General features: G+C 41.0%; 19 protein-coding genes and 4 pseudogenes. 12 read left to right on the top strand and 11 right to left on the bottom strand.

Annotation, left to right across the window (positions count from 1 at the left end; genetic code table 11):
• Positions 1–31: 31 nt before the first annotated feature.
• Entirely contained in the window at positions 32–1,477 is a 1,446-nt protein-coding gene (locus tag RM347_RS26060) for an NHLP bacteriocin system secretion protein (RefSeq protein ID WP_322717328.1), read from the bottom strand.
• A 5-nt stretch (positions 1,478–1,482) separates the two neighbouring features.
• Complete coding sequence (locus RM347_RS26065; RefSeq protein ID WP_322717327.1) at positions 1,483–2,502, bottom strand: cyclic nucleotide-binding domain-containing protein; 1,020 nt, start codon at positions 2,500–2,502, stop codon at positions 1,483–1,485.
• Positions 2,503–2,941: 439 nt separating this feature from the next.
• On the opposite strand from RM347_RS26065, the gene RM347_RS26070 reads away from it, so the two are divergent.
• The 10 genes from RM347_RS26070 to RM347_RS26115 all read left to right on the top strand — a co-directional run bounded on the left by RM347_RS26070 (position 2,942) and on the right by RM347_RS26115 (position 15,157).
• Positions 2,942–3,223: a type II toxin-antitoxin system prevent-host-death family antitoxin gene (locus RM347_RS26070; RefSeq protein WP_322717326.1), complete on the top strand. Its 282-nt coding sequence runs from the start codon at positions 2,942–2,944 to the stop codon at positions 3,221–3,223.
• A gap of 5 nt (positions 3,224–3,228) precedes the next feature.
• The gene (locus RM347_RS26075; RefSeq protein ID WP_322717364.1) at positions 3,229–3,648 is read left to right on the top strand and encodes a type II toxin-antitoxin system VapC family toxin; all 420 of its coding nucleotides are present in this window, start codon (positions 3,229–3,231) and stop codon (positions 3,646–3,648) included.
• Positions 3,649–4,011: 363 nt separating this feature from the next.
• Positions 4,012–5,031 (top strand): hypothetical protein, encoded by a 1,020-nt coding sequence (locus tag RM347_RS26080; RefSeq protein WP_322717325.1) that lies wholly within the window; start codon positions 4,012–4,014, stop codon positions 5,029–5,031.
• A gap of 116 nt (positions 5,032–5,147) precedes the next feature.
• The gene (locus RM347_RS26085) at positions 5,148–5,606 is read left to right on the top strand and encodes a chemotaxis protein CheW (RefSeq protein ID WP_322717324.1); all 459 of its coding nucleotides are present in this window, start codon (positions 5,148–5,150) and stop codon (positions 5,604–5,606) included.
• A 7-nt stretch (positions 5,607–5,613) separates the two neighbouring features.
• Complete coding sequence (locus tag RM347_RS26090) at positions 5,614–6,963, top strand: CheR family methyltransferase (RefSeq protein WP_322717323.1); 1,350 nt, start codon at positions 5,614–5,616, stop codon at positions 6,961–6,963.
• Positions 6,964–6,993: 30 nt separating this feature from the next.
• On the top strand, positions 6,994–8,583 hold the full coding sequence (locus RM347_RS26095; protein WP_322717363.1) for a HAMP domain-containing methyl-accepting chemotaxis protein: 1,590 nt from the start codon (positions 6,994–6,996) through the stop codon (positions 8,581–8,583).
• Positions 8,584–8,599: 16 nt separating this feature from the next.
• The gene (locus RM347_RS26100) at positions 8,600–9,343 is read left to right on the top strand and encodes a chemotaxis protein CheW (protein WP_322717322.1); all 744 of its coding nucleotides are present in this window, start codon (positions 8,600–8,602) and stop codon (positions 9,341–9,343) included.
• A 14-nt stretch (positions 9,344–9,357) separates the two neighbouring features.
• Entirely contained in the window at positions 9,358–12,366 is a 3,009-nt protein-coding gene (locus RM347_RS26105; protein ID WP_322717321.1) for a hybrid sensor histidine kinase/response regulator, read from the top strand.
• 1 nt (position 12,367) lies between these two features.
• Positions 12,368–13,393 (top strand): chemotaxis response regulator protein-glutamate methylesterase, encoded by a 1,026-nt coding sequence (locus RM347_RS26110; protein WP_322717320.1) that lies wholly within the window; start codon positions 12,368–12,370, stop codon positions 13,391–13,393.
• A gap of 237 nt (positions 13,394–13,630) precedes the next feature.
• Positions 13,631–15,157 (top strand): adenylate/guanylate cyclase domain-containing protein, encoded by a 1,527-nt coding sequence (locus RM347_RS26115; RefSeq protein ID WP_322717319.1) that lies wholly within the window; start codon positions 13,631–13,633, stop codon positions 15,155–15,157.
• A gap of 79 nt (positions 15,158–15,236) precedes the next feature.
• Here RM347_RS26115 and RM347_RS26120 read toward each other — a convergent pair.
• Positions 15,237–15,911: pseudogene (locus tag RM347_RS26120) on the bottom strand (IS630 family transposase); the annotation flags it as partial.
• Positions 15,912–15,948: 37 nt separating this feature from the next.
• Here RM347_RS26120 and RM347_RS26125 point away from each other — a divergent pair.
• Positions 15,949–16,071, top strand: a complete 123-nt coding sequence (locus RM347_RS26125) for a hypothetical protein (RefSeq protein ID WP_322717318.1) — start codon at positions 15,949–15,951, stop codon at positions 16,069–16,071.
• 334 nt (positions 16,072–16,405) lie between these two features.
• On the opposite strand, the gene RM347_RS26130 is transcribed toward RM347_RS26125, so the two are convergent.
• The 5 genes and pseudogenes from RM347_RS26130 to RM347_RS26150 all read right to left on the bottom strand — a co-directional run bounded on the left by RM347_RS26130 (position 16,406) and on the right by RM347_RS26150 (position 19,649).
• The gene (locus RM347_RS26130) at positions 16,406–16,567 is read right to left on the bottom strand and encodes a hypothetical protein (RefSeq protein WP_322717317.1); all 162 of its coding nucleotides are present in this window, start codon (positions 16,565–16,567) and stop codon (positions 16,406–16,408) included.
• A gap of 190 nt (positions 16,568–16,757) precedes the next feature.
• Positions 16,758–17,363, bottom strand: coding sequence for a Nif11-like leader peptide family natural product precursor (locus RM347_RS26135; RefSeq protein WP_322717316.1), 606 nt, complete (start codon positions 17,361–17,363; stop codon positions 16,758–16,760).
• Positions 17,364–17,956: 593 nt separating this feature from the next.
• Positions 17,957–18,067, bottom strand: a pseudogene (locus RM347_RS26140) (cyanobactin biosynthesis system PatB/AcyB/McaB family protein); the annotation flags it as partial.
• Between the two features lie 71 nt (positions 18,068–18,138).
• Positions 18,139–19,119, bottom strand: coding sequence for a PatA/PatG family cyanobactin maturation protease (locus RM347_RS26145; protein ID WP_322717362.1), 981 nt, complete (start codon positions 19,117–19,119; stop codon positions 18,139–18,141).
• Positions 19,120–19,265: 146 nt separating this feature from the next.
• The gene (locus RM347_RS26150; protein WP_428850615.1) at positions 19,266–19,649 is read right to left on the bottom strand and encodes a S8 family serine peptidase; all 384 of its coding nucleotides are present in this window, start codon (positions 19,647–19,649) and stop codon (positions 19,266–19,268) included.
• 143 nt (positions 19,650–19,792) lie between these two features.
• Here RM347_RS26150 and RM347_RS26155 point away from each other — a divergent pair.
• A pseudogene (locus tag RM347_RS26155) lies at positions 19,793–20,005 on the top strand (ISLre2-like element ISCst1 family transposase); the annotation flags it as partial.
• Between the two features lie 190 nt (positions 20,006–20,195).
• Here RM347_RS26155 and RM347_RS26160 read toward each other — a convergent pair.
• The 3 genes and pseudogenes from RM347_RS26160 to RM347_RS26170 all read right to left on the bottom strand — a co-directional run.
• Positions 20,196–21,332: an IS4 family transposase gene (locus RM347_RS26160; RefSeq protein ID WP_322717360.1), complete on the bottom strand. Its 1,137-nt coding sequence runs from the start codon at positions 21,330–21,332 to the stop codon at positions 20,196–20,198.
• A 142-nt stretch (positions 21,333–21,474) separates the two neighbouring features.
• The gene (locus tag RM347_RS26165; RefSeq protein WP_322717314.1) at positions 21,475–21,993 is read right to left on the bottom strand and encodes a condensation domain-containing protein; all 519 of its coding nucleotides are present in this window, start codon (positions 21,991–21,993) and stop codon (positions 21,475–21,477) included.
• Positions 21,993–24,596: pseudogene (locus RM347_RS26170) on the bottom strand (non-ribosomal peptide synthetase); the annotation flags it as partial. The gene RM347_RS26165 and the pseudogene RM347_RS26170, both read right to left, overlap by 1 nt.
• Positions 24,597–24,749 lie beyond the last annotated feature (153 nt).

The following is a 24,749-nucleotide window of genomic DNA, read 5'->3' on the forward strand; positions in this document are numbered from 1 at the left end:
GGAAAATCATGAATTTTTCTCCCCTACCTCTTTACGGAACTCCACTCCACTCCCGCAAAAAGGGTAACAAGAAGGAAATCGGTGTCCGTTCCTCCACTGTCACGCGTGTATTTACAGGAGTACCCGGTGTAATCTGCGTATTAGGCCCTTTTGAGGAAGACCATTTGAAACCACTGACATTCTCAAGTTCTGGTATGAGTTCAGCCATCACCTCGACTTTGGCGGTTTTGTCTGTCAGTTGGTCAGCCAGTTCTGGGTTGCCAATCGTTGATGCTGCCCGTGTAGAGCTAACAGGATAAGGAGAGACTGTTTTTACAGTGCCGACAATACCGCCAAACCGTTCCCGCTTGACGGTATCAGGTGTAATTTGTACTTTCATCCCTGGTTTGATTTGCTTACCATCTTTCACATCAAAGTAAGTAATCCCAACTAGTTCTGGTGTGCCCTCCCCTTGAATTCGCAATGTTCCCAACCGAGTTCCTGAATTGACAACTTGCCCCTGGACGACACTCATTTCCAAAATGCAACCATTTTGGGGACTACGTATTAAACTGCGCTCACTAATTTGTTTTTGTAGTTGACCAATGGCACGATCTACTTCGGCAATGTCATTTTTGCGGACATTAGAGGCTTGTAGATTTTCTATCTCTTGGCGTTTGCTGCGAGTTTCTAACTCTTCCAATTGCGTTTTCGTGTCGTTAATTGTATTCAGAGATTGCAAATAGCGTTGTTTGACTTCAGTCCCATTCACTTCTAATTGCCGTAAAGAAGCTCGCAACTCCTCAATATTTTGTAATTCTTGCCGATATTCACGTTCTGCTGTAATTAATGATTCTTGCTCTAACGCTCCTTCAGCAGCTAATTGTTGCCGACGCTGCCAACGGTCTTTGAGTGTCGGGATCATTGCCTGTGAATCTTTGAACCGTTGCTCTAAGCTACGTCGCTGCTGTTGAATTGTCAGCAAAGTTTGGTCTCGCAGGGTGGGAGAAAGGGTTTTACTATCTTCTAGTCGCTGCAACAAACTAACACGACTTGCTTTGATCGCTTCTGCTTCCAGTTGAGTCCGTTGCTGCTGCAAGGAATCGGTATTGGCGGCTTGCACCACCAGTTGCTGGCGTTTGGCTCGTTGTTGTTTGAGTTGTTCAGCCAATTCAATCGGCTCAATAGCAGCCAGCATTTCTCCCTTTTTCACGCACTGCCCATCTTTGACTGCCAAGGTTTCTAGCTGTCCAGCAATGGGTGATTGCAGTTCTACTGTCTGTTGGGGGGAAATCAACACACCTTTCCCAATCACAGTTATGGGGATTCTAGCAACTGCGCTCCATACTAAGGCCAGCACTGTCAATCCTCCCACCGTTGCTGCTGGTATCCAATCTTTGGGTTTGACGACGTGCATCAACTGGTCTAGACGTTCTGGAGATGAAACTTCATCAAAGGAGGGATTGGGTGGGGTGTTATCTAAAGGTGATTCTGTCATTTCCGTTAATTCCCTCGCAAACGATTCATCATCCACTTAAACCGAGTGCCTGCTAGAAGTGTAAGTTCTAACACATCAAGGGGAATTTCATCTTCATATTCCACATTATCTAAAAATTGTTCTTGGTTATAGGCTTGGGTTCCAAACCCTCGTCTAACTAAATCGTCTCGCAGCCGATCAACTAAGACGATGGTCAGTGACCGATAGAAGCGCATAGCAAAACCGCGATCGCGCTGTAACTTTTCCCGTAGTAAATCTTGGGGAATGGCTAGTACAAAGGAGTTTTCAGCACAGCGAATCGTTGCTGATGCGACTCCTACTTCCACAAAGGACATTTCACCTACGATCTCGCCACTGGCACGGCGGGCAATTTCCCGTTCTGTCAGTTGACCGTCCACCGTCAGAGTAATTACAACGGCGAAAGCACCTTTAAGTAAGAAATAGACAGCTTCTACGGTTTCTCCTTGCTGAATTAGTACTGTGCCTTTTGGTACTTTTTCCTTCCTGCCGTAGGTGGTCAGCCAATCAATATCGTTATCGTTGAGAACTGCAAACAGATATAAAACTTTTCTTAAGGACTGTCCTGGCAATATCTTGCTCTGTGCCAGCAAACTAGACATATTTCGCAGTCGATTGGATAATTTCATGGCAAGTTCATGATAGAACCGTGCTGCAAAATCTGGATCTCGTTCGACTTTTAACTGTAGTTTCTGTTTAGGAAGTGCCAATAGCTGGCAGGAATTGACCGCCTTCACGGTGGCAGAAGGGGGGCGGTCATCAATAAAGGACATCTCGCCAACGATTTCTCCTTGAGAGAGGCGAGCGATTTCGACATCTTGATTGCTATTTCCCTGTGAAATCGATACTTGCAGCGTGCCATCGCAGACAATGTACAGGAATTCCCCTGCTTTGCCTTCTTGAATGAGAACAGTATCAGCAGCCACAACTTTCATAGTTGCAGTTTGTTGAATAAATGCAAAATCTTGGGGTTGCAGAACTTTAAAGGCGATCGCTTGGTCAAGCATTTAATAATTAAATTAGTTAGTATAAATTTTTGTCTAATCCCTGTATTGTTGCCTCAGCATAAATACTTAGCTTTGGCAACAAGAGAATAACCGTAAAATCACCTTTAGTCGCAGAGGATGATTCTGCTCAAAACCTATAAAACACCTGTCCCGTTAGGCATCAAAAAGCTTGCTTACAAAGGATTCTGGATCGATCACAGCATATACGCTACAGTAGACTGGTGGGAGAAAAATTTTGCAACCTTTGAATTAGGCGAGGTTTGTTTGAATGAACGTGCAATGTTGATATGTCTTGACTCTGTATGCCACCGCACTCGATTTAGTCAATCCTAAACATTCACGAAACTGGTTTACTAACTGCTGTTACTGTACCCCCATAAATCTGCAATACGTTGTAAGTTTCAGTCGAAAAGAGAATTAAAGAAATAGGTGAATACTAATGTCTCAGCAATATTCAATTGAACAATTTCCTGTCAATATCAACAAAATTATTCAGGAAGTTGAACAAGGTCAACCAATCGAAATTACTCAGCAAGGTAAACAGATTGCTGTCATCATTTCAACAGCAGAATACGAAAGGCTAAAAAATAAAACATTAAGCTTTTGGGAATCCGTAGAACGATTTCGAGAGGAATATAATATCGAGGCAGCAGAGATTAACCCTGATGAAATTTTTGCAGAGGTCAGGGATAAATCACCCGGACAGGAGGTCATATTTTGACCAAAATACGTTTCCTTCTAGATACAAATATTCTCTCAGAACCGTTACGTCCCCGCCCCAATTCATCTGTTGTCAGGATGCTACAGCAACAAGAAGGTGCAATTGCCACAGCAACTGTTGTATTCCACGAATTGCTGTTTGGATGTTATCGTTTACCCGTAGAATCAAATAAGCGCGAGATTATAGAAACATATTTGCATAGAGAAGTTAAACAAAAAATTCCCCTCTTTCCTTATGATGTAGCAGCTGCTGAGTGGTTTGCTATGGAACGAGCAAGATTGACGGCAATAGGTAGAAGTCCAGCTTATGCAGATGGGCAAATTGCAGCGATCGCTCAGGTTAACAATCTGATTTTGGTAACGAATAACATTATAGATTATCAGGATTTTCAAAACCTAAAAATAGAAAACTGGTTAGTAATGTGACTGATTATTCATAACGAGTATGAATTTGGCTATATATCTCAGCTTTCGACTTAGTACAGTAAAGCATTAATTCCTAGAGTTTTTAAACGCAGAGGGACGCTGTAGACGCTTTTGCGGCTTGCCGCAGGCTGGAAAGCGCAGAAGTACACAGAGTTTTTCAAAGGATTCGCTACAGACTTGTGAAAATATGTACTTAGCTGCTCTGTATATTAAACAACTTAACAAAATTTTCATAAAATTATGTGATATTCCCCTACCGATGGGAACAATAGCAAAGACAACAGCGAAATGACGTTTTTCTGGCAAAAAGTAGCTTTTGTCGAGCATTAAAGTTCTCAAAAACACGGATTAGGAGAGTTAGTATTGTCTATAGATGAGCGACTAAACCAAAATAATAGGCACTTCCAAGAAGATTCAGAAGAGAACTCAGCTTGGCTTCCCAGTACCTTTGCAGAAGTGGTTGCTAGAGTAAAAAACTTTGCACTTGGAGAGTTTGACCGCGAAGTTGTTGAAAATCAGCTTTACTACCATACCCGCGAACATATAAATCATGTACAACGCCGAGCAAATGCCATTTTTCAGGTAATTTGTCCTTATTGGCAAGCGTCACTAGGTAACGAGCTAACAGCAGAATACATAACACGCACAAATCTACTGCTAGAATTGTGTGCTGTTGCTCATGACATGATTCAGATTTTTGTTCCCCAAACCCAGCCTCATACTTCCAGACGGCGTGAACCTGGAGTAAGTGAAAATCTGACTTTTGAAAAACTATTAAACTATATAAAAGGAGTAAATCAGCAGTTAAAAGAGCATTATATTGATGATTCTGTGCTGTTTACAGATGCAGATATATCGATTATTCAAGATGCTATCGAAGCTACCATTTGCATCTACGATCCATCCGACCAAGGTATTTATCAACCTGTCCTTTACGAGCAAACCAGAGATTTATCAATAGTAGCTTGTATCATTGCCCTTGCAGATATTGGCTCATTAGGGATAGATGGTATAGCTGCCTACAATCAGGAAGGCAGCTTGCTTTTTTTAGAAGAAAATCCAGATGTTATACCTGTTATTTTAAATCAAACATCTGCAACTTTAGCTGTAGATAATCCAGAACTTTATGAGAACATCCGACAACGCCTTTTAAAACGCGCTCGCTTTCAAGTTAACTTTGCTAAATCTCGACTCATCCGTTATCCCCAGGAAATTGCCAATCTTCCAAAAGAAGCAATCGCAATTTTGACTTGTGAAACTTTTAAACATTTAACTTTCCAGACAATTCAAGAAGTTGAATTAATTACACCCACAGATGAAGATACATCTTTGGAAGAGTTGATTGATTTTTTTCAGTTGGAATTGGTGATGGGTAATTATTAAAAGTTATCATTCAACTTGTAGCGGTTTTAAACGCAGAGAAAGGCAGATTTTTCCACTATGAACTAACTTCCGAAATTATATGCTAAGACCTAATTACCAGTTATTAGTTATCTCTTATGTTAATGTTACTTTTTTATATTGGCAGTAATGTGTATGCAATAGAAAGTTCTTATGTAGTAGAAGTGATTCCGAGAGTAACATATAGAGAAGTTCATCATGTACCAAATTATGTAGCTGGATTGTTTAATTATCGTGGTGCAATTGTTCCAGTTATTGACCTTTGTCAATTGATTCGAGGAACATCAAGTCAAGCCTACTTGAGTACCCGCGTGTTTATTGTTAGTTATCCTACTCAAGAATCTGACAAATTTAAGTATGTCGGCTTGATGGCAGAACGAGTAATTAAAACAGTAAAAAAATCAACAAACGAATTTTTAGCATCTGGTATACAAACAAGTGAAGCACCATATTTGGGAAAAATGATTATGGATGAATCAGGAATGATTCAACATATTGATTTAGAGCGCTTACTTAGTATTTTAAAACAGATAAACTTATTAGAAGCTGGAGTATAGCGTACAGATGTCCTTGACAGATATTGAAAAAATCCTAAGTAAAAAAATTGGCGTTGATTGTAATATTATTGGTTCGAGAAAAATTGCTAAAGCCGTAGAGAATCGCTGCTCTGCTTGTAGTATAAGCGACTTAAAAACTTATCTTAAACTTTTACAAACTTCCCCAGAAGAATTTACAGAACTAGTTGAACAAATAGTTGTTCCCGAAACATATTTTTTCCGCGATCGCAAATCATTTGATTTCCTGATCAACTTTGTAAAAACACAGTGGTTAACTAAATCTAGTCATGGCACACTGCGTCTGTTAAGTGTACCTTGCTCCACTGGTGAAGAACCCTATTCAATAGCGATCGCTCTTATGGAAGCAGGTTTATCCACCTCACAGTTTCGTATTGATGCCATTGATATCAGCAAACAGGCGATCGCCAAAGCACAGCAAGGAATTTATGGTAAAAATTCATTTCGGGGTGAAGTTTTAGTTGACCGAAAGCGCTATTTTCAACAAACAGCAGAAAAATATGAAATTTCCCCATCGGTGCGAAATGCAGTGAATTTCAAAGAGGGAAATCTGATCAATACTTTTTTGAATGTGCAACTAAAGTATGATGTAATATTTTGCCGAAACTTGTTGATATATCTAGAAGATTCTGCCTGTACTGAGGTCTTAAAGACTCTGAATCGCCTATTATTGCCCAATGGATTACTCTTTGTTGGAGCTGCTGAAACTGCAAAAGTTCCTAGTAATCTCTTTACCTCGATTCGCCAACCTTTCACCGCTTATAGGAAAAAGGCAGAAGGAACGATAAGTAAGAGTTTGCATCATCCACCAATTGAAAACCGCCAAGTTGAAAATATCGGAGGAGCAAAAAAACAGAATAGCCAAACTAAAAAGGTAAGCTCTGAAACTTATTCTATTTCTTACTCCCTGTCCTCTACTCCTACATTACCAGAAAAGCCGATCAAAAATACCTTGTCTTTGCCAACTATTCCCAGTGATTCTGTTTCGGAACCATCTTGGAAAGAAACTCAGTTATCTATTCCAGAAAATAGTTTAAGTCTGGAACTAGCTAAACAATTAGCCGATGGAGGACACATAGAAGCTGCAATTAAGCATTGCAATGATTATTTAGAGCAAATCTCTTCTACCAATGCTCAAGCTTACACTTTACTGGGGACACTCTATCAGGCAAAAGCGAACTATATTCAGGCTGAAGCATTTTTCCGAAAAACGCTTTATTTAAATCCCAATGATTACGAAGCACTGATTCACCTTGCTCTTTTAAAAGAACATCGTGGCGATTTAGTTGGTGCATCCATTTTGAGAGAGCGAATTCAAAAACTACAGCAAAAGTTTTAACTATTAACATTACAAGACAGGTAAACAATGATGGTGAGCAACGTGTTTAAAGATCAATCCTTACAAGGTCGGATTATGACTGCCTTTATGTTTATGGGGGCATTGGTTCTAATTGTGGCACTGGTTGGTTTGATTGGAGCATTTCGTTTAAGTACCAATATTGATACGTTAAGCAATAATAGTTTGCCAAGCCTAGTAGGATTGTGGAAAGTCAATGAAGGACAAACCCAAATTGAATCCTCAGAACGGGCTTTATTAATCGCGGGATTGACTCTACAGGAACGGCAAGCGGAATTAACTCGAATTAAAAATGCTTGGGATCAAATTGATGAAGGATTTAAGCAATACGAAACCACTCCCCGAAGTGCCGAGGAAGATAGAACCTATAAAAAACTCCAAGAAAATTGGAATAAATGGAAAAACGATCATGAAGAACTTCTCAAGCTCAATCAGCAGTTTGAGAGTTTAGGAATTTTTCATCCCTACGCTAGAGAAGTACAACTTCTAAGCCAGAACCAGGTAGCTTCTCCAGAAATGATAACTGTAAAAAAAGCGGCAGATGCTTTCGATCAACTCCGCACTCGCGCTAAACTAAACCGCCTTACATTTGAAGCGGCAACTGGAGCAATTTTAGATACTTTAAAAATCAACGAGAATACTGCTGCCCAAGCTGAAAAAGATGGGCAACAAGATAGTAATCAGTCTAAATTCTGGTCTATTGTTGCAATGCTACTAGGGCCTGCGATCGCAATTATCTTAGGACGGTTTATCAGCCAAGCTTTAATTCGCCAGATTCAAAAGTCTGTCGTCCAAATTACTACCTCTACTACTCAAATTGCCGCATCCGGTAAGGAATTAGAGGCTACGGTTGCAGAACAAGTAGCCTCTACCAATGAAGTCACAGCAACTGCTCTAGAAATTGCCGCCACCTCTAAAGAACTGGTAAAAACGATGGATCAGGTAGCTGGCATGGCTCAAGCCACAGCAACTTCAGCAAACCATAGCCAAGACGAACTCTCAAAGATGGAAGGGGTGATGCGACAACTTACAGAGGCTACCATCTCCATCTCTTCCAAGCTCGGAGTAATGAATAATAAAGCCAGCAATATTAACAATGTGGTGGTAACAATTACCAAAGTTGCAGATCAGACTAGCATCCTGTCATTAAACGCAGCAATTGAAGCCGAAAAAGCTGGAGAGTATGGAGCAGGATTTGCCGTCGTTGCTAGAGAAATTCGGCGGTTGGCTAATCAGACAGCTGTCGCCACACTGGAAATTGAGCAAATTGTTAAAGATATGCAATCAGCAGTCACAGTGGGCGTGATGGAAATGGATAAATTCAACAAATCGGTGAGCGATAGTGTTGAGCGAGTCAGCAAGATTAGTTACCAAGTTGCTGAAGTGATTAACAAAGTACAGAGTCTACCTCCCAGGTTTGAGCAAGTGAGCCAGAGTATAGAAGAACAATCCGAAGGTGCACAACAGATTAGTGAGGCAATGGGGCAATTAAGCCAAGCTTCTGAGCAAACAGTAGATGCTTTGCGTGAAACCAATAACGCCTTAGAGCAATTAGATGATGCTGCTAGAGGATTGCGTCACTCAATTTCCTCTAGGAATTAATCAGGGCAAATTACTAATGAGTAACGAATTAGATAATTCATTTACTGGGGAGAGCCAAATAATCGATCGTCCTGTCTTAAATGATTGCTGGAATAAAATTGGGGTAATGGGCGATCGCTCCTGTACTGAGCTAAAAAATGTCATTCATTGCCATGAATGTCAGGTTTTTGCTGCGGTTGGGGATAGTTTGTTAGAACGGAAGCCACCACTTAATTATGTAGATGAGTGGATTAGTGTACTGGCAGAAACACCCGTTGATGAAGAAACCCAAAACAATGAAACCATCATTAAGACAGCATCAGCTATTTCTGTGATGATTTTTCGTTTGGGGAATGAGCAATTAGCTTTAAGTGCCAAAATTTTACAAGAAGTTACTCACCCTTGTGTGATTCAACCTTTACCCCACCGAAGCAACGAGTTATTTTTGGGGCTAGTGAATATTCGGGGAGAAACTTTACTTTGTGCGTCTCTGAGCAATTTATTGAACTTAGAATCGGTAGAAGAAAATTCTGCAAATGCCTTGCCTATAAACTCACAAAGAATGATGGTAGCAGGACATCAAAATGAAAAATGGGTATTCCCAGTTGATGAAGTTTACGGTATTTACCGTTTTCACCTCAACGAGTTACGAGATGCACCTGTTGTCATAGCCAAAGCTGCTCAATCCTACACCCAAGGCATTATTAATTGGCAGGGCAAGAAAGTCAATTGTCTTGACTCAGAATTATTGTTTTACACCCTCAATAGTAAAATCTTGTAGTGGGTGCAAATGAGATGAATAATTACAATCTATTAGATTTATTTTGCCAGGAAATTGAGACTCAGGTATCCATCCTGAAAGAATCTCTAACTAGACTCAGAACGCAACCATCTTCTTTAACCGATCTGGAACAGGCTACTCAATCAGTACACTCTATCTGGGGAAGTGCCAAGTTAGTCGAAAGAGAAGCGGCTGCTAATTTAGCACAAATTATGAAGGAGTGCTTTATTGCTGCTCAAAACAGTACTGTTACTCTCGGTGAAGAACAAATTGAACTCTTACTTCATGCCAGCCATTTGCTCTTGAGTATTGGCAAAGCAGCAGAAGTAGAGTTTGAACGTTGGATGTCAGAACATTCTTGGGAACTCTCAACAACTCAAAAAGCTATCTCAATTTTTTTGGTATCGGGAACAACAAATGTTTCTTTACAACAACAGGAAATAGCAACTAATCTATCTTCTTCATCTTCGGAGTCAACAGTAATTACAACCGAGGTAGTTAGTCAATCATCTATTAGTTCTGTTCAAGAACTGGAACCGGAAATCAACGTTACACTTAATCCCTGGTCAGAAGCACAGAGTACATTAGTTATCTCTAACACCCCTGCTCAAGAAATCGCTCCTATCACTGTAGCTGCATCTGAGAAATTAACTACCATAGTTAGCGATGATGGTTCCATGATGGATTTGTTTCGCTTGGAATTGGAGACGCAGGTTAATCTGATGAATGAGGGATTGCTAGCATTGGAAAACAATCCTAAATCTGCCCAGGCATTAGAAACTTTAATGCGGGCGGCTCACTCAATCAAAGGATCTGCTAGAATTGTTGCTCTTGATGCCGTAGTCAACTTAGCTCACGTTATGGAGGACTGTTTTGTTGCAGCCCAAAATAAAAAAATTACGCTGAATTCTGAACATGTTGATATCCTCTTGGGAGGAGTAGATTTATTGCAAGGTATCAGCCAAGTAAGTAATGCAGAGCTGCCTAATTGGTTGGCAAACCAGAATGCAGCTTTTACCTTGACGCAATCAGCAGTCACTGCAATTTTAAATCCCCAAGTCGCACCTTTACCAATCGCCGAGGTGAGTAACAAACAGGCAAACACAGTAATATCTGCATCTCCAAGTTTGAGCCAAGTCACTCCTGATTTAATTCCAGAGTCAGTTACGGCATCCTTAAATCAAACTCCCTTACCAGAATTACCTAATCATCAAGCAACATCAGTATCTTTTTCTTCCCAGGACAAGAGTCTAACAACATCTGCATCTGAACAAACGCCAGCACAAGATCGGGTAGTGCGGGTTAATGCAGAAAACTTAAACCGGATTATGGGTTTAGCCGGGGAATCCTTAATCGAAGCTAACTGGTTGCAACCCCATGCAGACTCGATGATGTCCTTAAAATGGCGTTTGGTAGAGTTGTCGAGAACTTTAGAAAAATTACAGGATACTTTAGACCAGGGAAATTATGAACAAGATGGAAAACAGTATTTAGAGGAGGCAAGACACAAAGAACAGGAGTGCGTTAACTTGTTGAGCGATCGCCTCAATGAATTAGAGTTATATGCTCAACGAACTGCAAATTTATCTGATCGCCTTTACCGAGAAGTAATTACTTCTAATATGCGTCCGTTTGCAGATGGTATCCAAGGTTTTCCTCGGATGATTCGTGATTTAGCACGCAAGTTAAACAAGGAAGTCAAGTTAGAAATTGTCGGCAAAGCAACATCTGTAGATAGGGACATTCTCAAGAAGTTAGAAGCACCTTTGACGCACATTTTGCGAAATGCTACTGACCACGGAATTGAGTTACCCCAAGAACGAACAGCGGTAGGAAAACCGTCTGAAGGCACAATCCGCTTAGAGGCATTCCATCGGGGGGGGATGTTAGCAATTACTATATCTGATGATGGACGAGGTATTAATCCAGAAAACTTACGTCAGAAAATCATTAACAAAAACCTCGCAACTTCAGAAATGGTGGCTCAATTTACAGATGCAGAATTGATGGAGTTTCTATTTTTACCTGGATTTTCCACTGCCAAACAAGTAACAGAAATTTCTGGACGGGGTGTAGGATTGGATATTGCCAAAAGCATGGCGCAGGAGGTGGGAGGAACTGTACGTGCAGCTTCAGTTGCTGGAAAGGGAACAAGTTTTCATTTCCAACTGCCGCTAACACTTTCGGTTGTGCGAACACTGTTGGTAGAAATTTCTGGCAAACCCTATGCTGTTCCTTTAGCCAGGATTGAGCAAATTATTACATTAGAGCATTCGGAAATTGCTGAGGTAGAAAATCGCCAATATTTTACAATGAATCAACAAAATATTGGATTAATTGCTGCCCATCAGGTATTAGAATTATCGGCATCTAAGGAATTATCTGGCTTACTTTCAGTAGTAATAATTAGTGACCAAGCTAGTATCTACGGATTGGTGGTAGATAAGTTTCTAGGCGAACGCGATTTAGTTGTTAGACCGCTCGACCCGCGTTTAGGTAAAGTGCGAGATATTAGTGCAACATCTTTATTAGGAGATGGCTCACCTGTTTTGATTGTAGATGTTTCAGACATGGTAAGGACAATAGATGCCATTCTCAATATCGGACAACTAAATAAAGTTGGGGTAGAGAATGTAGCAGTAACTTTAGATAAGCGTCAGAAAATTTTAGTGGTAGATGATTCAATTACGGTGCGAGAAATGGAACGCAAGCTGTTAGAAAATCGTGGTTACAACGTCGATATTGCTGTGAATGGCGTGGAGGGGTGGAATGCTGTACGTACCAACCACTACGATTTAGTGATTAGCGATATTGATATGCCCAGAATGAATGGTATTGAACTGGTGCGGCAAATCAAAAACCATCCCCGCTTGCACTCGCTACCTGTGATTATTGTCTCCTACCGCGATCGCACTGAAGACCGCATTCAGGGTTTGGAAGCTGGCGCTGATTACTACTTGACAAAAAGTAGTTTTCATGATTCAACGTTGATTGATGCTGTAGTGGATTTAATTGGTCGTTAATATGAGAATCGCGATCGTTAACGACTTAACAATTGCAGTCACTGCACTACGCCGCGTATTGCAGACACATCCTGAATATCAAGTGGTTTGGGTTGCCCGTAATGGTGCAGAAGCGGTTACTAAATGCTTGCAGGATACGCCTGATTTAATCTTAATGGATTTGTTGATGCCTGTGATGGATGGCGTAGAAGCAACTAAGCAGATTATGCAAAATTCTCCCTGTCCTATTGTTATAGTCACAGCCAATGCCGAGCAGAATGTTACCAAGGTGTATGAAGCGATGGGTTACGGTGCAGTGGATGCGGTGAATACACCTGTTGTAGCTGGCTTAGATAAAGCCCAGAGCGAAAGTCAGTTGTTAACCAAAATCGCTCGGATTGGTAAAACGTTAAAAAAATCTTCCGTCAGTACAAAGACAAAGTTACCTATTGCATCTCGGAATCATGAACGACAAAGTGATTTATCTTTGACAGTTCCTTTAGTAGTTATTGGGTCATCGACGGGAGGGCCAAAAGCTTTAGCAACTATTTTATCAAAGCTACCTGCTAATTTTCCTAGTGCGATCGCCATTATCCAACACGTTGATGCCCAGTTTTCAACTGGTTTTGTGGAATGGTTAGACCAGCAAACCTCATTGTCGGTGAGATTGGCTCAAAAGGGCGATCGCTTTCGTTTGGGAACTGTAATGGTAGCAGGGACTAACGATCATCTATATTTAAAGCCAAACTTAACTCTTGGTTACACTAAAGACCCCGTTGACTATCCTTACCGCCCATCTGTTGATGTATTTTTCAAAAGTCTAGCTGAAAATTGTCAGCGTCAAGGAACAGCTATCTTGCTTACTGGTATGGGGCGAGATGGTGCAGAGGGATTAAGTGCTTTACGACTGCGAGGTTGGCATACAATTGCTCAAGATAAAGCCAGTTGTGTGGTGTATGGTATGCCTAAAGCGGCTGTTGAGTTAGATGCTGCTGTGGAGATACTGCCACTAAATGATATTGCTACAACCTTGCTTAAAAAAATTTAAATTTCTCTCCATCTCCGATATGTAAGTGACTTCCAAATTAAAAAACATTCAAATATCTCTTCTTCTTTCTCCGTGCCGCGCCAGTTGCTACAACGGGGGAACCCCCCTTCGGGTTCACCAGTCGCCTACGGCGGGAAACCCGCCTACAGCGCTAAATTCACCACAACGCACTGGCTTCTCTGCGCCTCTGTGGTTCGCTATATTGAATAATTTATTTCTGGGAAATCCTTAACTTCTATGACATCTACAATAGACGAAAAAATAACCGTTCTACTAATTGACGATCAATCAATAATCGGCGAAGCTATTTCTCGAATGCTAGCTGCCGAACCAGACATTATATTTCACTATTGTGGTGACCCTACACTCGCTCTTAAGGTAGCTAAAAATTGCAATCCAACCGTGATTTTGCAAGACCTTGTAATGCCACAAATGGAAGGATTGTTGTTAGTAAGATATCTCCGCTCTCAAGATTCGCCTACCTGCTATATTCCGCTAATTGTCTTATCCAGTAAAGAAGAACCTGTTATTAAAGCCAAAGCATTTGAATTAGGGGCAAATGACTATCTGGTAAAGCTGCCTAATCAAATGGAGCTAATTGCCCGTATTCGCTATCATTCCCAAGCATATACAAATTTTCTCAAACGACAGGAAGCAGAAGCCCTATTTAAAGAAGAAATTATGCGTCAAGCAGCATATATTGAAGAGGTGGATAGGGTGACATCTGCGGCTTCTGATGTGGAACGCGATACCTTTCAACCAGATAAATTAGCAGAGGTTGCTAAACGTAGTGACGAACTAGGGCAACTAGCACGGGTTTTTACTAATATGGTGAAAACTGTGAAAGCACGGGAGAAAGAATTAATAACTGCTAATACTCAATTAGAATCTCTTCTCAAAGCTTACGGGCGATTTGTACCTCACGAATATTTACGATTCTTACGAAAAGAAAAGATTACAGATGTCCAGTTAGGCGACCATGTTAGCAAAGTTATGGCGGTGATGTTTAGTGATATTCGCTCTTTCACAACCATTTCTGAAAACATGACTCCCCAAGATAATTTTAACTTTGTTAATGCCTATCTTAAGCGTGTCAGTCCAGAAATTCGCTCTCATTACGGTATTATTGTCAAATTTCTAGGTGATGGAATGATGGCAGTTTTCCCTGAAGGTGCTGATGATGCAGTTGCTGCTGGTGTTGCTAAACAAAAAAGGGTTCATGAATATAATGAGCAACGTCTAGAAAAAGGTTACTTACCTCTACAAGTTGGTATTGGTATTCATGTTGGTCACATGATGTTAGGGATGGTAGGTGAAGAGAATCGGATGCAGGGTGATGCTTTTTCTGATAATGTTAATTTAACAGCTAGGTTAGAAGGCTTAACTAAGTTTTATGGTGTATCTCTACTCATTTCTGAGCAGACATTAGAACATTTAAGTAATTCGGCAAAGTATCAAATTCGCTTTTTAGATCGAGCCGTTGTTAAGGGGCGAAATGAACCTATTTCTGTTTATGAAATTCTCGATGCCGAAATTGATGATATCAAAATTTTAAAGCTCAAGTCTCAGCCTGATTTTGAGCAAGCTTTAGATTATTATCGTCAAGGGAATTTTGAACAAGCAAAAGTTTATCTAGAAAAAGTTTTAAGTGTCAATTCTGCTGACAAAACTGCTGATTTATATCTGAGCCGAGTCAATTATCTTTTGCAATCAGATAATGTTCTAGACAAATGGGATGGTGTTTGGCGTTTTACTGAGAAGTAATTAATTATTATTATGTGTTATGTACTGACTACTGAAATACCTTGATGTGTTGTAAGCTGTTCCACATTTAACTTGCGATAAATCTCACTGCTCCCATTATATTGACTTTGCCACTGCTGCGTTGTCCTGTAACTTTTTTTCTTTGACCTTTTCGGCTCCAATTTTTCCGGCGGATTACTCTTAAGCTAAAAGCTGATTCATCCCAGAACCAGACTTGAAGCTTTTCTGGCTCTAATTTTGACACTTCCAGATATTCAACTAACTTCTCTTTAAATGCTGCTCTTCTAGATAGGTCTTTCTTATCTTCTAAACTATACTTTGCCCAAAGATAAACGTACTTTTTTTTTAGTATCCTCCTAATTTGTTCTCCACTTAACCCTATTCCTGTTTGCTCCAAGAGGTAAGTTGCTAATCTGGCCACTGTCCATCTACCAAATTCGTACCCTAACTCTGATGGCACTTTCTCAATTGTTGACATTAACAATTCAATATACTCATCTGTAGCCTTGGAATGATTTCCTTTCTCTCGTTTATCTTTCAAGCTTTCTAAGTTGTCTGGATCACCATGCACGCACCAATACACCACTGTCCTTAGTCCGCATCCTAGAAACTCACTAATTTCTGCATAAGTCTTGCCATCATTCATTAGCAGCAACATTAATGCTCTTTCTCTAACCAATGCACTCTCACCTTATCTTATAGCTTTTTGTAAGTTTTCTTTCTGTTCGCCTTTGAGGAATCCTTTGGCTGGCATAATACACAAACTTGAGTTTATTTTATGCGATTTAAATGTGGAACAGCTTAGTGCAATGCCTAACGGTACTCAGGGAATGCGATCGCATTTCTCAGACGCTTTAATTAATTCATCACACAAAGAGAATAATCCCCGACTAAATTCCGAAATTCAGATTTAGTTGGGGATTTAGCGATCGCATATTGCTTTTTACTTCAAACTCAGGTGAATAGACAAAACCCTCACCAGGAAAAGGTTTTAGATTTTAATCTGGTGAGAGTGATGAAACAGTGATTAAAGATGGCTATATTTATCCTTAGGCTTCCAGATTCACTATTTCGATGCGTTCGTGAACAACTCTTTGTTGTCCAAAGTCCAATTAATTTGGCAATCGACATCTAGGTTTTCAACTCCACCAGCAACAAATTAATCTTTATCATTGATAGAGAATTTATTGCTGATCAAGAGAAGTTTAGGTACACTGCTTCAAATTTAGCCAAGTTCGCTAGGTAAAACTACCCTAGCAATTGACCTACAACAGGAAGTGCTGCCTGTCCTACTGTTTTAAGAATATCCAACCAGCCAGAAGCTTCAACACCGTTTTGACTGGAAATGCGACCACCACTGATAGTCCGCTCAACAGGCGCAGCTTGAATCGGAAGTTTAGATGATTTCATGATTTTTCTCCTTTTTGGATTTTTGTTGGTTTGCCCAACACACACCACTAATTACGCGGACATGTCCAGCCTGGATCGCAAGTTTCATGCGGGGTTTTCCTGTGTTAACGATGAAGTACTTGATTCATAACTGACAACTGACACTTAGCTATTGCACTTTCAAAAGAAGTGCTGTGTTCTAGTTAAGTAATTAAGCCCAAATCCGACCGTTTAAATCAGACAGCTTAACTTTCTTCACTTTCTCTAAGGCTGTGATTTTCCTAGGTTGAGGGACAGATTGGATAGGTTGAGAGAGAGCCATCGAAGACAGCATTTGAGATGTTGAAGATGGTGTTGTAGATATTTCGGCAGCTATCTTTATGGATGCGTCCGTAGATGTCTCTGTGGATTCCTCCGTAGATGTCTCTGTGGATTCCTCCATAGGTGTCTCTGTTGATTCCTCCGCAGGTGTTCTTGTGGATTTTTTTGTAGCCATCTTTACCGACTTCTGTGTAGATTTCTTTGTAACTTCCGGCTGTTCTATCGGTTCTTGTATAGATTGCGGTTTTTCTCCAGAGCCTTCTATAGATTCTTCTGGGGTTTCTAAAAGTTCAGATTGTGCAGATAAAAACCAGGGTACAAGTTCTTCTTCAAGCTCTAGGGCAGTAAATTCATAGCCCCTTTGATTAGCTTCCTCTGTCAAATAATTGACAATACCAACTTTAGTTTTTCCTTTATTTAAACCTCTTCTGATGTCTTGTAAAGCCGAGTCTTTTTTGACATTTTCAAGAAACTTTATGACACTTTCTTTGCTCATTGCTTAGTTATCGCAGCTAATAATACTCCAACGAATACAGTTAGAGAAAAGCTGGACCTCCTGTGATAATTATCTGTTGAAAAAGGAAATACAAATACTCAAGAAACGTTCAGGTTTGTCTTTAACTCCATATTCTCCCTCACTTAAAGATTTCTCTAGGCTGAACCACTTGTTCATCAACTTTGGTGCTTTCTGGGTGACTGGGTGGTGAACAACAACCGTCAGCGCAAGGATTAAGACTTCTTTTTACTGGGCTTGCTTTGGAAACTTCAAGAGTAGATCAGATTTGGATACATTGAAATTGAATAAGCTATTGGTAGTTTTAAATCTCTTAATCACTTAACACTAGGCATATTGATATTTTCACATCTGTCACCAAGACTTTGACAGCCTTAGCTTTTCAAAAATCAAATTTTCTAGCAAGTGATTAAGATGTTCAAATATAAGTTCTATCACATACCATATCGAGCTATAGACATTGCCACTGAAGCTGCCGATATTCCGATATTACGGTCAGATAGCTGGCATCCACAGGAGTAAACTGTGGTTTCAAATCGTGCCGGCTCATTAAAGTTGGCTCCATTCTGTAGCGCTATACGAATGCTTCTCATATCGTCTTCGTTCCCATGAACAATATCTACTGTTGTATGAGGTTGGATGAAGAATGGTCTTTTCACAGGTGCGGCTTGTTTAGGTAGCTTCATCTAGATTTTCATGTCCTATTTTTGGTTGTTGTAGGTTGTAGAGAACAGCGATCGCCAATTGAATTAGTCTTTTACCCTGCAATTGTCCAAGTCCTGATTTGTCCGACGGTTACTGGCGTAACCTCGCTAACATCAATGGTGAATCGGAAAACCATTCTTGCACGATCTTTATTTTCTGGGTCGAAAAATATCAGCTTAATATCCCAGCAATCTGAATCCATCCGACAGAAAGCACTCTTTTCAACATTGATATCAGCAAGCTGCATATTTTTTCCTAGAGTCTCAGCAAATATCTGAGCTGCTTGGAAGGAATTGGTCGCTGCATAATTGAGTGCTCTTTCATTGGAAGTCTGTCCTAAATTGCGGAAGTCATAATAGATTCTGGCAAGAAAAAACTTGAGAGACTCCTTTACTTTCGCAATCTGCTCGGTGTTGTTCTGGGCTACTCCTGATGCTGTGACTGCTGCATTTACAAGCTGGTTGATTTCCCAACCGAACATTCCTCTGGTCGTATCAATTTCAATAACAGGAACTACCTGACCAGAAAAGAGCTTTATAGTTTTACCCGTCAAATATCCTGGTATTGAAACCCTTTCAATATAACCCTCATCATCCTCACTTAAAATTTCCCCAGCTAAAAACTCCCGCAGTTGCTCATAGACATCACGAGCAAATTCGCCTACTGGTTGAATTGCATAGATGGGTGTAAGTTCTAGGTTTAAAGTCCAAATCATCGATTTAGCTTCTGACAGTTTATCTGCCGGGTAGTTGACCATCTGTCTAGAATCGTATGGATTAGCTGGAACAGGAAGAGTTCTAGCAGGAAGTCCTTCTGGCGTAAACATAGGCATCAGTTGCTTGAAGCTATCTCGACATGCCTCGGTTCCAAAGTCATAACCCAGCTCTCCTAAGGCGTAAACCAGAGATTTTTGTGTGTTGCTGGGCATGACAGACGACGCTATTGCGCCACTATTACACCCACAGTTTCCCGAAGGAATGACATTGCTAGGTGTGACAGATGAAGTAGCTATGTGGCTAGGGGTGGTAGACATTGTATTTCCTGAATGCTCAATCGTTGTTGCAGTTGATTGTGATGTTGTAGCGTCCAACTTCTGTACACCAATGGCTGATGGATAAACAGCAGCTGCTGGAAGATTAAGGTGAATTGCCTCACTCCTTGGGTGTGTTGCTATCTCACTTATTTCTTTCTGACTAACGTTGTCCGCCTCACTGGGTTGCAAGGCAAGGCACTCTTGAGTATGGCATCACGGACAGCGTGGGGATTGGGCTGTTCTCCCCGTTGTAACTGAAGGCTCAGCAACAGCGCCACAATTCCAGATACAATGGGAGTCGCAAAGCTGGTGCCACTTTTGAGAGCCGTACCGCCGCCTGGGGCTGCACCCAAAATATTTTCACCAGGAGCGAGAATGCCTTGGGTTTGATAGGCATCGCCCCAATTACTGAAATCGAAGGGCAATCCTTGAGCATTCATCGCACCTACCGCTAAAACAGAGGATAAGGCAGCTGGAACGTGGAGACGGGAGCAATGCGATTTTATGAGATCGGCTAAAAAAGGTGCGATCGCTAATCATCTCTTACGTATTAACTAAATATTTAATACAATAATAGTAGTAATATTAACTAGAAGATACAACCTGTACCAAAAACGAGGTTTCTGTAGATTATTGCGACTAGAAAAAAGGTAAAATTTCCTTTCAGGAATATTTACCAATTTTAGAAATGCATCTGATTAGTTTGGGAATTAGTCAAGCAAAACAAGTTTTATTAATTGCTGACGGTGCTGAATGGAAATGTAAGCATATTCCCCCTCTTTTAAAGAAATTGAAATCTCCCGATGCGACTTATCAATTATTTGATTTTTACCATGTTACTGAGCGACTACAGAAATTTGCTGATGTAGCGTTTAGTGATGATAAGGCAATACAGTTCAGTTAAGGCTATGCAGTGCTTAGAATAAGGAAGGCAGGAAGCTTTGTTATTGTCCCAGTACCTCTGTGTTCTACTTTTTTCGAGCGAAATTTTGATACAGGCTTTTTCACGACCCTTGGATTAGTTCTATGAACTTTTTCAGGTAAAACTTGATCAAGAATTTCCAGAGTTAACCAACTCAAAAAAAGGAAAGTTCGTGTGGTTGCAAACGCTGGAATTTAGGGATGGCACGACGAATAACTCCTAACGTTCCTGTGAAACTTAGACATAAGGGTGCAACGTCTGCGCTGGTTGCAGCTTGAAAAATTAACGTTCTTACAGCCCAATGCCCCAATAACAAACCGTAAACTTCTTGAACTACCTCTCGTGCTTTTTGAGAACGAATATCAGTTTTTCGTCCTAAAAGATGTACTTTGAATTCGTCAATCGTATTCTCGACTTCCCAACGCTGATGGTATTCACAAGCGAGTAACTGGGCTGGGAACTTTTCAATGTCTAATAAGCTCGTAATTAAGCGATATCTAATCTGCTCTTCTGGGTTATCAGGATTTTCAATTGTGTACTCGATAACTCTGACTAAGATGGGCTGTTTACCCTTTTTCCTCAATTTACTAGATGGATAAATCGAACTTAAATACGAACCATCATCTAAATTTTTTTCGTTTAAGAATTTAACGTTAGCAGGAATTCTTCCTAAATAATCACAGCCTTTACTGACTGTTGCTTGTACCATAGCGTAGGAATGCAAGCCCCTATCCCACATCAACAACATTCCCTTTGTTACTGAGCGTAACAGCTTTAATGCTCGTACTCGCTCTCCAATCCGATATGGGCACATTAATGCATCGAAAATTATATGTGTCCCTGCCTCTACCAAAATGACTAATCTCACTTTGGGAAATGCTGCTCGTGTTCCAGGACGACTACCTGGACGACCAAAAACCCTTGCATTTTCATCACTATCTGGGATATCCAAGCAAGTCCCATCAATCACTACAATTCGTAGTCCATTTAAAAAGGCTCCTATTGTTTCACTATTTGCCATTGGTCGAACCAACTGATGAAATAACTGTCTCATCACCCCTGCTCCTAATCGCTGTCGGGCTTGAGTGATGCCTGATTTGCAAGGAAATCGCCAATATTTTCCAACCTTAACCCATGCCTCTGAAAGACCATCAATGAGATTTTTGAGTACATCCCGCATTGAATCTTTTGACCACAGGCTCATCGCTATTATTAAACAAACTACCAGTTGTGCTGGTAACGAACGATAACGTTCCTCTTCAACTTTAGTTTTAGCGATCGCCTGTTCGATTGAAGCAGCTGGGATAGCTGTCTCTATTGCTTTGAATATCTCAGTACTTTGTATCTTGTGAGACACCAATGACAATTCCTTGAGATGCACGTATTTGATTTCTATTTTTGCAAACAATACTTAATTTACAACTATTTCAGCCTTAACTGAACCGTATTGACTCAAAATCTCGTTCACTGGCAGGCAAAGAACGCAAATCAACGACTGGGAAAGAAAAATGTTTAGTCGCATTCACTACTTGAACAGGTTTTCCATCTACGGTAATAAAGTTAGTGCGTAATATTTCATGGCGATTGATCAATAATTGCAAGCTCGATTCTAAAGCAGCAATATTGAGTTGACTGCTAAAATGCAAGTTCAGAGGAATATTATAGAAGGGGCTGTTAGGCTGTAGTTCGTAGAGGAACCAAAGTCCCTCTTGAGTAAAGGAAAGAGGAAAGGTGTTGTTTTCTGTTCTGGATATAGGAGCGATCGCAGTGGTATTGGTTTGAAGATTCGCTTGTTGCAGGAACGAGATAATCTCAGCTTTGCGATCGCTAATTTCTGCCTTGAGAGCAGGAGTAAGAGTCCCTTCAGGAGCGTTGCAGCGCAGGCGATCGCCTTCAAGAAACAGCTTAATATCTAACTTGCAGAGGTAATTAGCAAACTCAATTGTATTCATCAAAATTCTACTTCTTCTCGTTGATTGACTGTATTGTTGCTAGTTTCAAAACTTTGGTTGGTCCAATAAATTGCTTCAATGTAGTTAGAAATACTGGCTACAGTTGGAGCTTCAAATAACTTGGATAAAGGTAATTTAATCTCACAGGTATCACTCAATTGTGAGATGACTTGAGTAGCTAGTAAAGAATGTCCACCTAATTCAAAAAAATTGTCATTTATACCTACTTGTTCTAATTTCAAGACATTTGCCCAGACGGACGCAACCAATTCCTCTGTAAGAGTCCGAGGCGCTACAAAATCTGCTTTTTGAATCAAACTATTGATATCTGGTGCTGGCAGTAATTTTCGGTCTACTTTACCATTGGGTGTTAGGGGTAGTGCCTCCAGCACAACAAAAATACCTGGCACCATATAATCGGGCAATAGCTCTTTCAGGAAGCGGCGCAGGTCACTGATGGTGGATGTTCCTTCCTGATATGGAACAACATAAGCCACTAATTGCTTGCCACCTGCAATATTTTCGCTGGCAATGACGGCAGCTTCTCGCACATATGGATGCTGCCACAGCGCTGCTTCAACCTCTCCCAGTTCGATGCGGAAGCCACGTATTTTTACTTGGTTATCAATGCGACCGAGGAATTCAATGTTGCCGTCTGGGAGATAACGGGCTAAATCACCTGTTTTATACAGGCGAGAACCAGGTTCATTGCTAAAGGGGTTGGGAATAAATTTCTCATCAGTCAAATCGGGACGGTTGAGATATCCCCGCGCTAATCCTACACTAGCAATGTGCAGTTCTCCAGGAACACCAATAGGAATGGGTTGGAGATCGCGATCAAGAATATATACTTGGGTATTGTCAATCGGACGACCAATGGGCAGCACGTCCATGCCTTCAAAGCATTGTGCGACTGTAGCGCAGACAGTGGATTCAGTTGGCCCGTAAGCATTAAAGAACCGCCGTCCCTTTGCCCATTGAGCGACCAATTTTGTCGGACATGGCTCTCCCGCGACGATGATATTCTGCAATTCTGGCAACTCCTGACTCGGCAGAGCAGCAAGTGCTGATGGCACAAGAGTAAGATGAGTAATCTTTTGCTCTTGCAATAGTCGCAGTAAAGGTTGTCCTGGTTGCAACTCCTCTCGCGTTCCCAGGCAAAGCCGCGCTCCCGAACCAAAAGCCATGACAATTTCCCAGATAGAAGCATCAAAGCTTAAGGAGGCAAACTGGAGAACGTGACTATCGGGTTGCACGTCAAACAGCTTGATTTGTGCCTGTGCTAAGTTGCACGCTCCTCGGTGAGCAACGAGAACTCCTTTCGGCTTTCCGGTTGAGCCGGAGGTGTAAATGACATAAGCTAAGTTCTCTGGCATCACGCCAGTGATGGGAGGAAGTTCAGGCATCACAGAGATTTCTGACCAATCAGCGTTCAAGCAGACTACCTGTGCTTGATGCTCTGGTAACGAGGCAACCAGTTTTTGTTGAGTCAGTAAAACTGGCAACCGTGAATCTGAAAGTATATAGGCGATGCGCTCAAAAGGATAGGCTGGATCAATAGGGACATAAGCACCACCCGCTTTGAGGATTCCTAAGATTCCCACCACCATCTCAAGGGAACGCTCTACACAAATGCCTACCAACACTTCTGTCCCTACACCCAGCGATCGCAGGTAATGTGCCAACTGGTTGGCTCTTGTGTTCAATTCTCGATAGGTCAATTGTTCCTCTTCAAATACCACTGCCACTGAGTCAGGCGATCGCTCTACCTGTTCCTCAAATAATTGATGGATACACTTATCCTGGGAATAGTCTTTTGTAGTGTTATTCCACTCGACTAATAGCTGGTGGCGCTCTGCTGGTGTCAGGAGGGGCAATTCAGAAATCTTCTGTTGTGGATTGATTGCGATCGCTTCCAGCAAGGTTTGGAAATGACCTGTCATCCGAGCGATGGTATCCGCTTTAAACAGGTCAGTATTATATTCCCATGACCCCAGCAAGCCCGTTTTTGTCTGCCAAAGTGACAAGTTCAAATCGCACTGAGCCGTACCCCGTTCTACTATCTGTGGAGTCAGAGTAATACCAGGTAGCTCTACAGCATCTAGCGCGAAATTTTCCAAGACGAACATTACCTGAAACAGGGGATTGTAGCTGAGAGAACGCTCTGGTTGCAAAGCTTTTACTATTTGGTCAAAGGGTACATCCTGGTGTGCATAGCTATCTAATACAACCTGCTGTACTTGAGTCACAAACTCTAAAAAGGTAGGATTATCTTTAATTTGAGTTCGCAACACTAGAGTATTGACAAAAAAACCAATCAGTGTTTCTAATTCCGTGCGATTGCGGCTAGCAAAAGGCGAGCCAATACAAATATCATTCTGACCGCTATAACGATGGAGTAATAATGAAAAAGCTGCCAGCAAGGTGGCAAATAAAGTCGTTCCTGACTGCTGGCTAATATTTTTAAGTTTGGCGGTTAAATTTGACTTAATTTGAAAATTTTCAATTGCCCCAGAAAAAGTTTCAACTAGAGGGCGCGGATAATCTGTTGGTAACTCTAATAATTGCGGTGCATCCGCTAACTGTTGCTTCCAATAGTTAATACCATTTCACGAAAAAAATGATAGAAATAATTAAGGAATAAATATGAACGAGCGAAAATGCCTGGAGTCACCAAAGTAGAAATATTTGAGTCAGCAGACCAATTGCATGAACTACTGAGAAAACAAAAAACAGCATTAGGGAAAGAACGTATT

Origin of the sequence: Nostoc sp. ChiQUE02 (genome assembly GCF_034531305.2) — a bacterium.
Classification (GTDB): Bacteria; Cyanobacteriota; Cyanobacteriia; order Cyanobacteriales; family Nostocaceae; genus Nostoc.

Excerpts from the sequence above, each read along its gene's own strand:
- RM347_RS26165 (WP_322717314.1), bottom strand. The coding sequence starts at position 21,993 with ATGAATACAATTGAGTTTGCTAATTACCTCTGCAAGTTAGATATTAAG.
- RM347_RS26105 (WP_322717321.1), top strand. The coding sequence starts at position 9,358 with ATGAATAATTACAATCTATTAGATTTATTTTGCCAGGAAATTGAGACT.
- RM347_RS26115 (WP_322717319.1), top strand. The coding sequence starts at position 13,631 with ATGACATCTACAATAGACGAAAAAATAACCGTTCTACTAATTGACGAT.
- RM347_RS26070 (WP_322717326.1), top strand. The coding sequence starts at position 2,942 with ATGTCTCAGCAATATTCAATTGAACAATTTCCTGTCAATATCAACAAA.
- RM347_RS26065 (WP_322717327.1), bottom strand. The coding sequence starts at position 2,502 with ATGCTTGACCAAGCGATCGCCTTTAAAGTTCTGCAACCCCAAGATTTT.
- RM347_RS26085 (WP_322717324.1), top strand. The coding sequence starts at position 5,148 with ATGTTAATGTTACTTTTTTATATTGGCAGTAATGTGTATGCAATAGAA.
- RM347_RS26110 (WP_322717320.1), top strand. The coding sequence starts at position 12,368 with ATGAGAATCGCGATCGTTAACGACTTAACAATTGCAGTCACTGCACTA.
- RM347_RS26090 (WP_322717323.1), top strand. The coding sequence starts at position 5,614 with ATGTCCTTGACAGATATTGAAAAAATCCTAAGTAAAAAAATTGGCGTT.
- RM347_RS26145 (WP_322717362.1), bottom strand. The coding sequence starts at position 19,119 with ATGTCTACCACCCCTAGCCACATAGCTACTTCATCTGTCACACCTAGC.
- RM347_RS26100 (WP_322717322.1), top strand. The coding sequence starts at position 8,600 with ATGAGTAACGAATTAGATAATTCATTTACTGGGGAGAGCCAAATAATC.
- RM347_RS26135 (WP_322717316.1), bottom strand. The coding sequence starts at position 17,363 with ATGAGCAAAGAAAGTGTCATAAAGTTTCTTGAAAATGTCAAAAAAGAC.
- RM347_RS26060 (WP_322717328.1), bottom strand. The coding sequence starts at position 1,477 with ATGACAGAATCACCTTTAGATAACACCCCACCCAATCCCTCCTTTGAT.
- RM347_RS26095 (WP_322717363.1), top strand. The coding sequence starts at position 6,994 with ATGGTGAGCAACGTGTTTAAAGATCAATCCTTACAAGGTCGGATTATG.
- RM347_RS26130 (WP_322717317.1), bottom strand. The coding sequence starts at position 16,567 with ATGAAATCATCTAAACTTCCGATTCAAGCTGCGCCTGTTGAGCGGACT.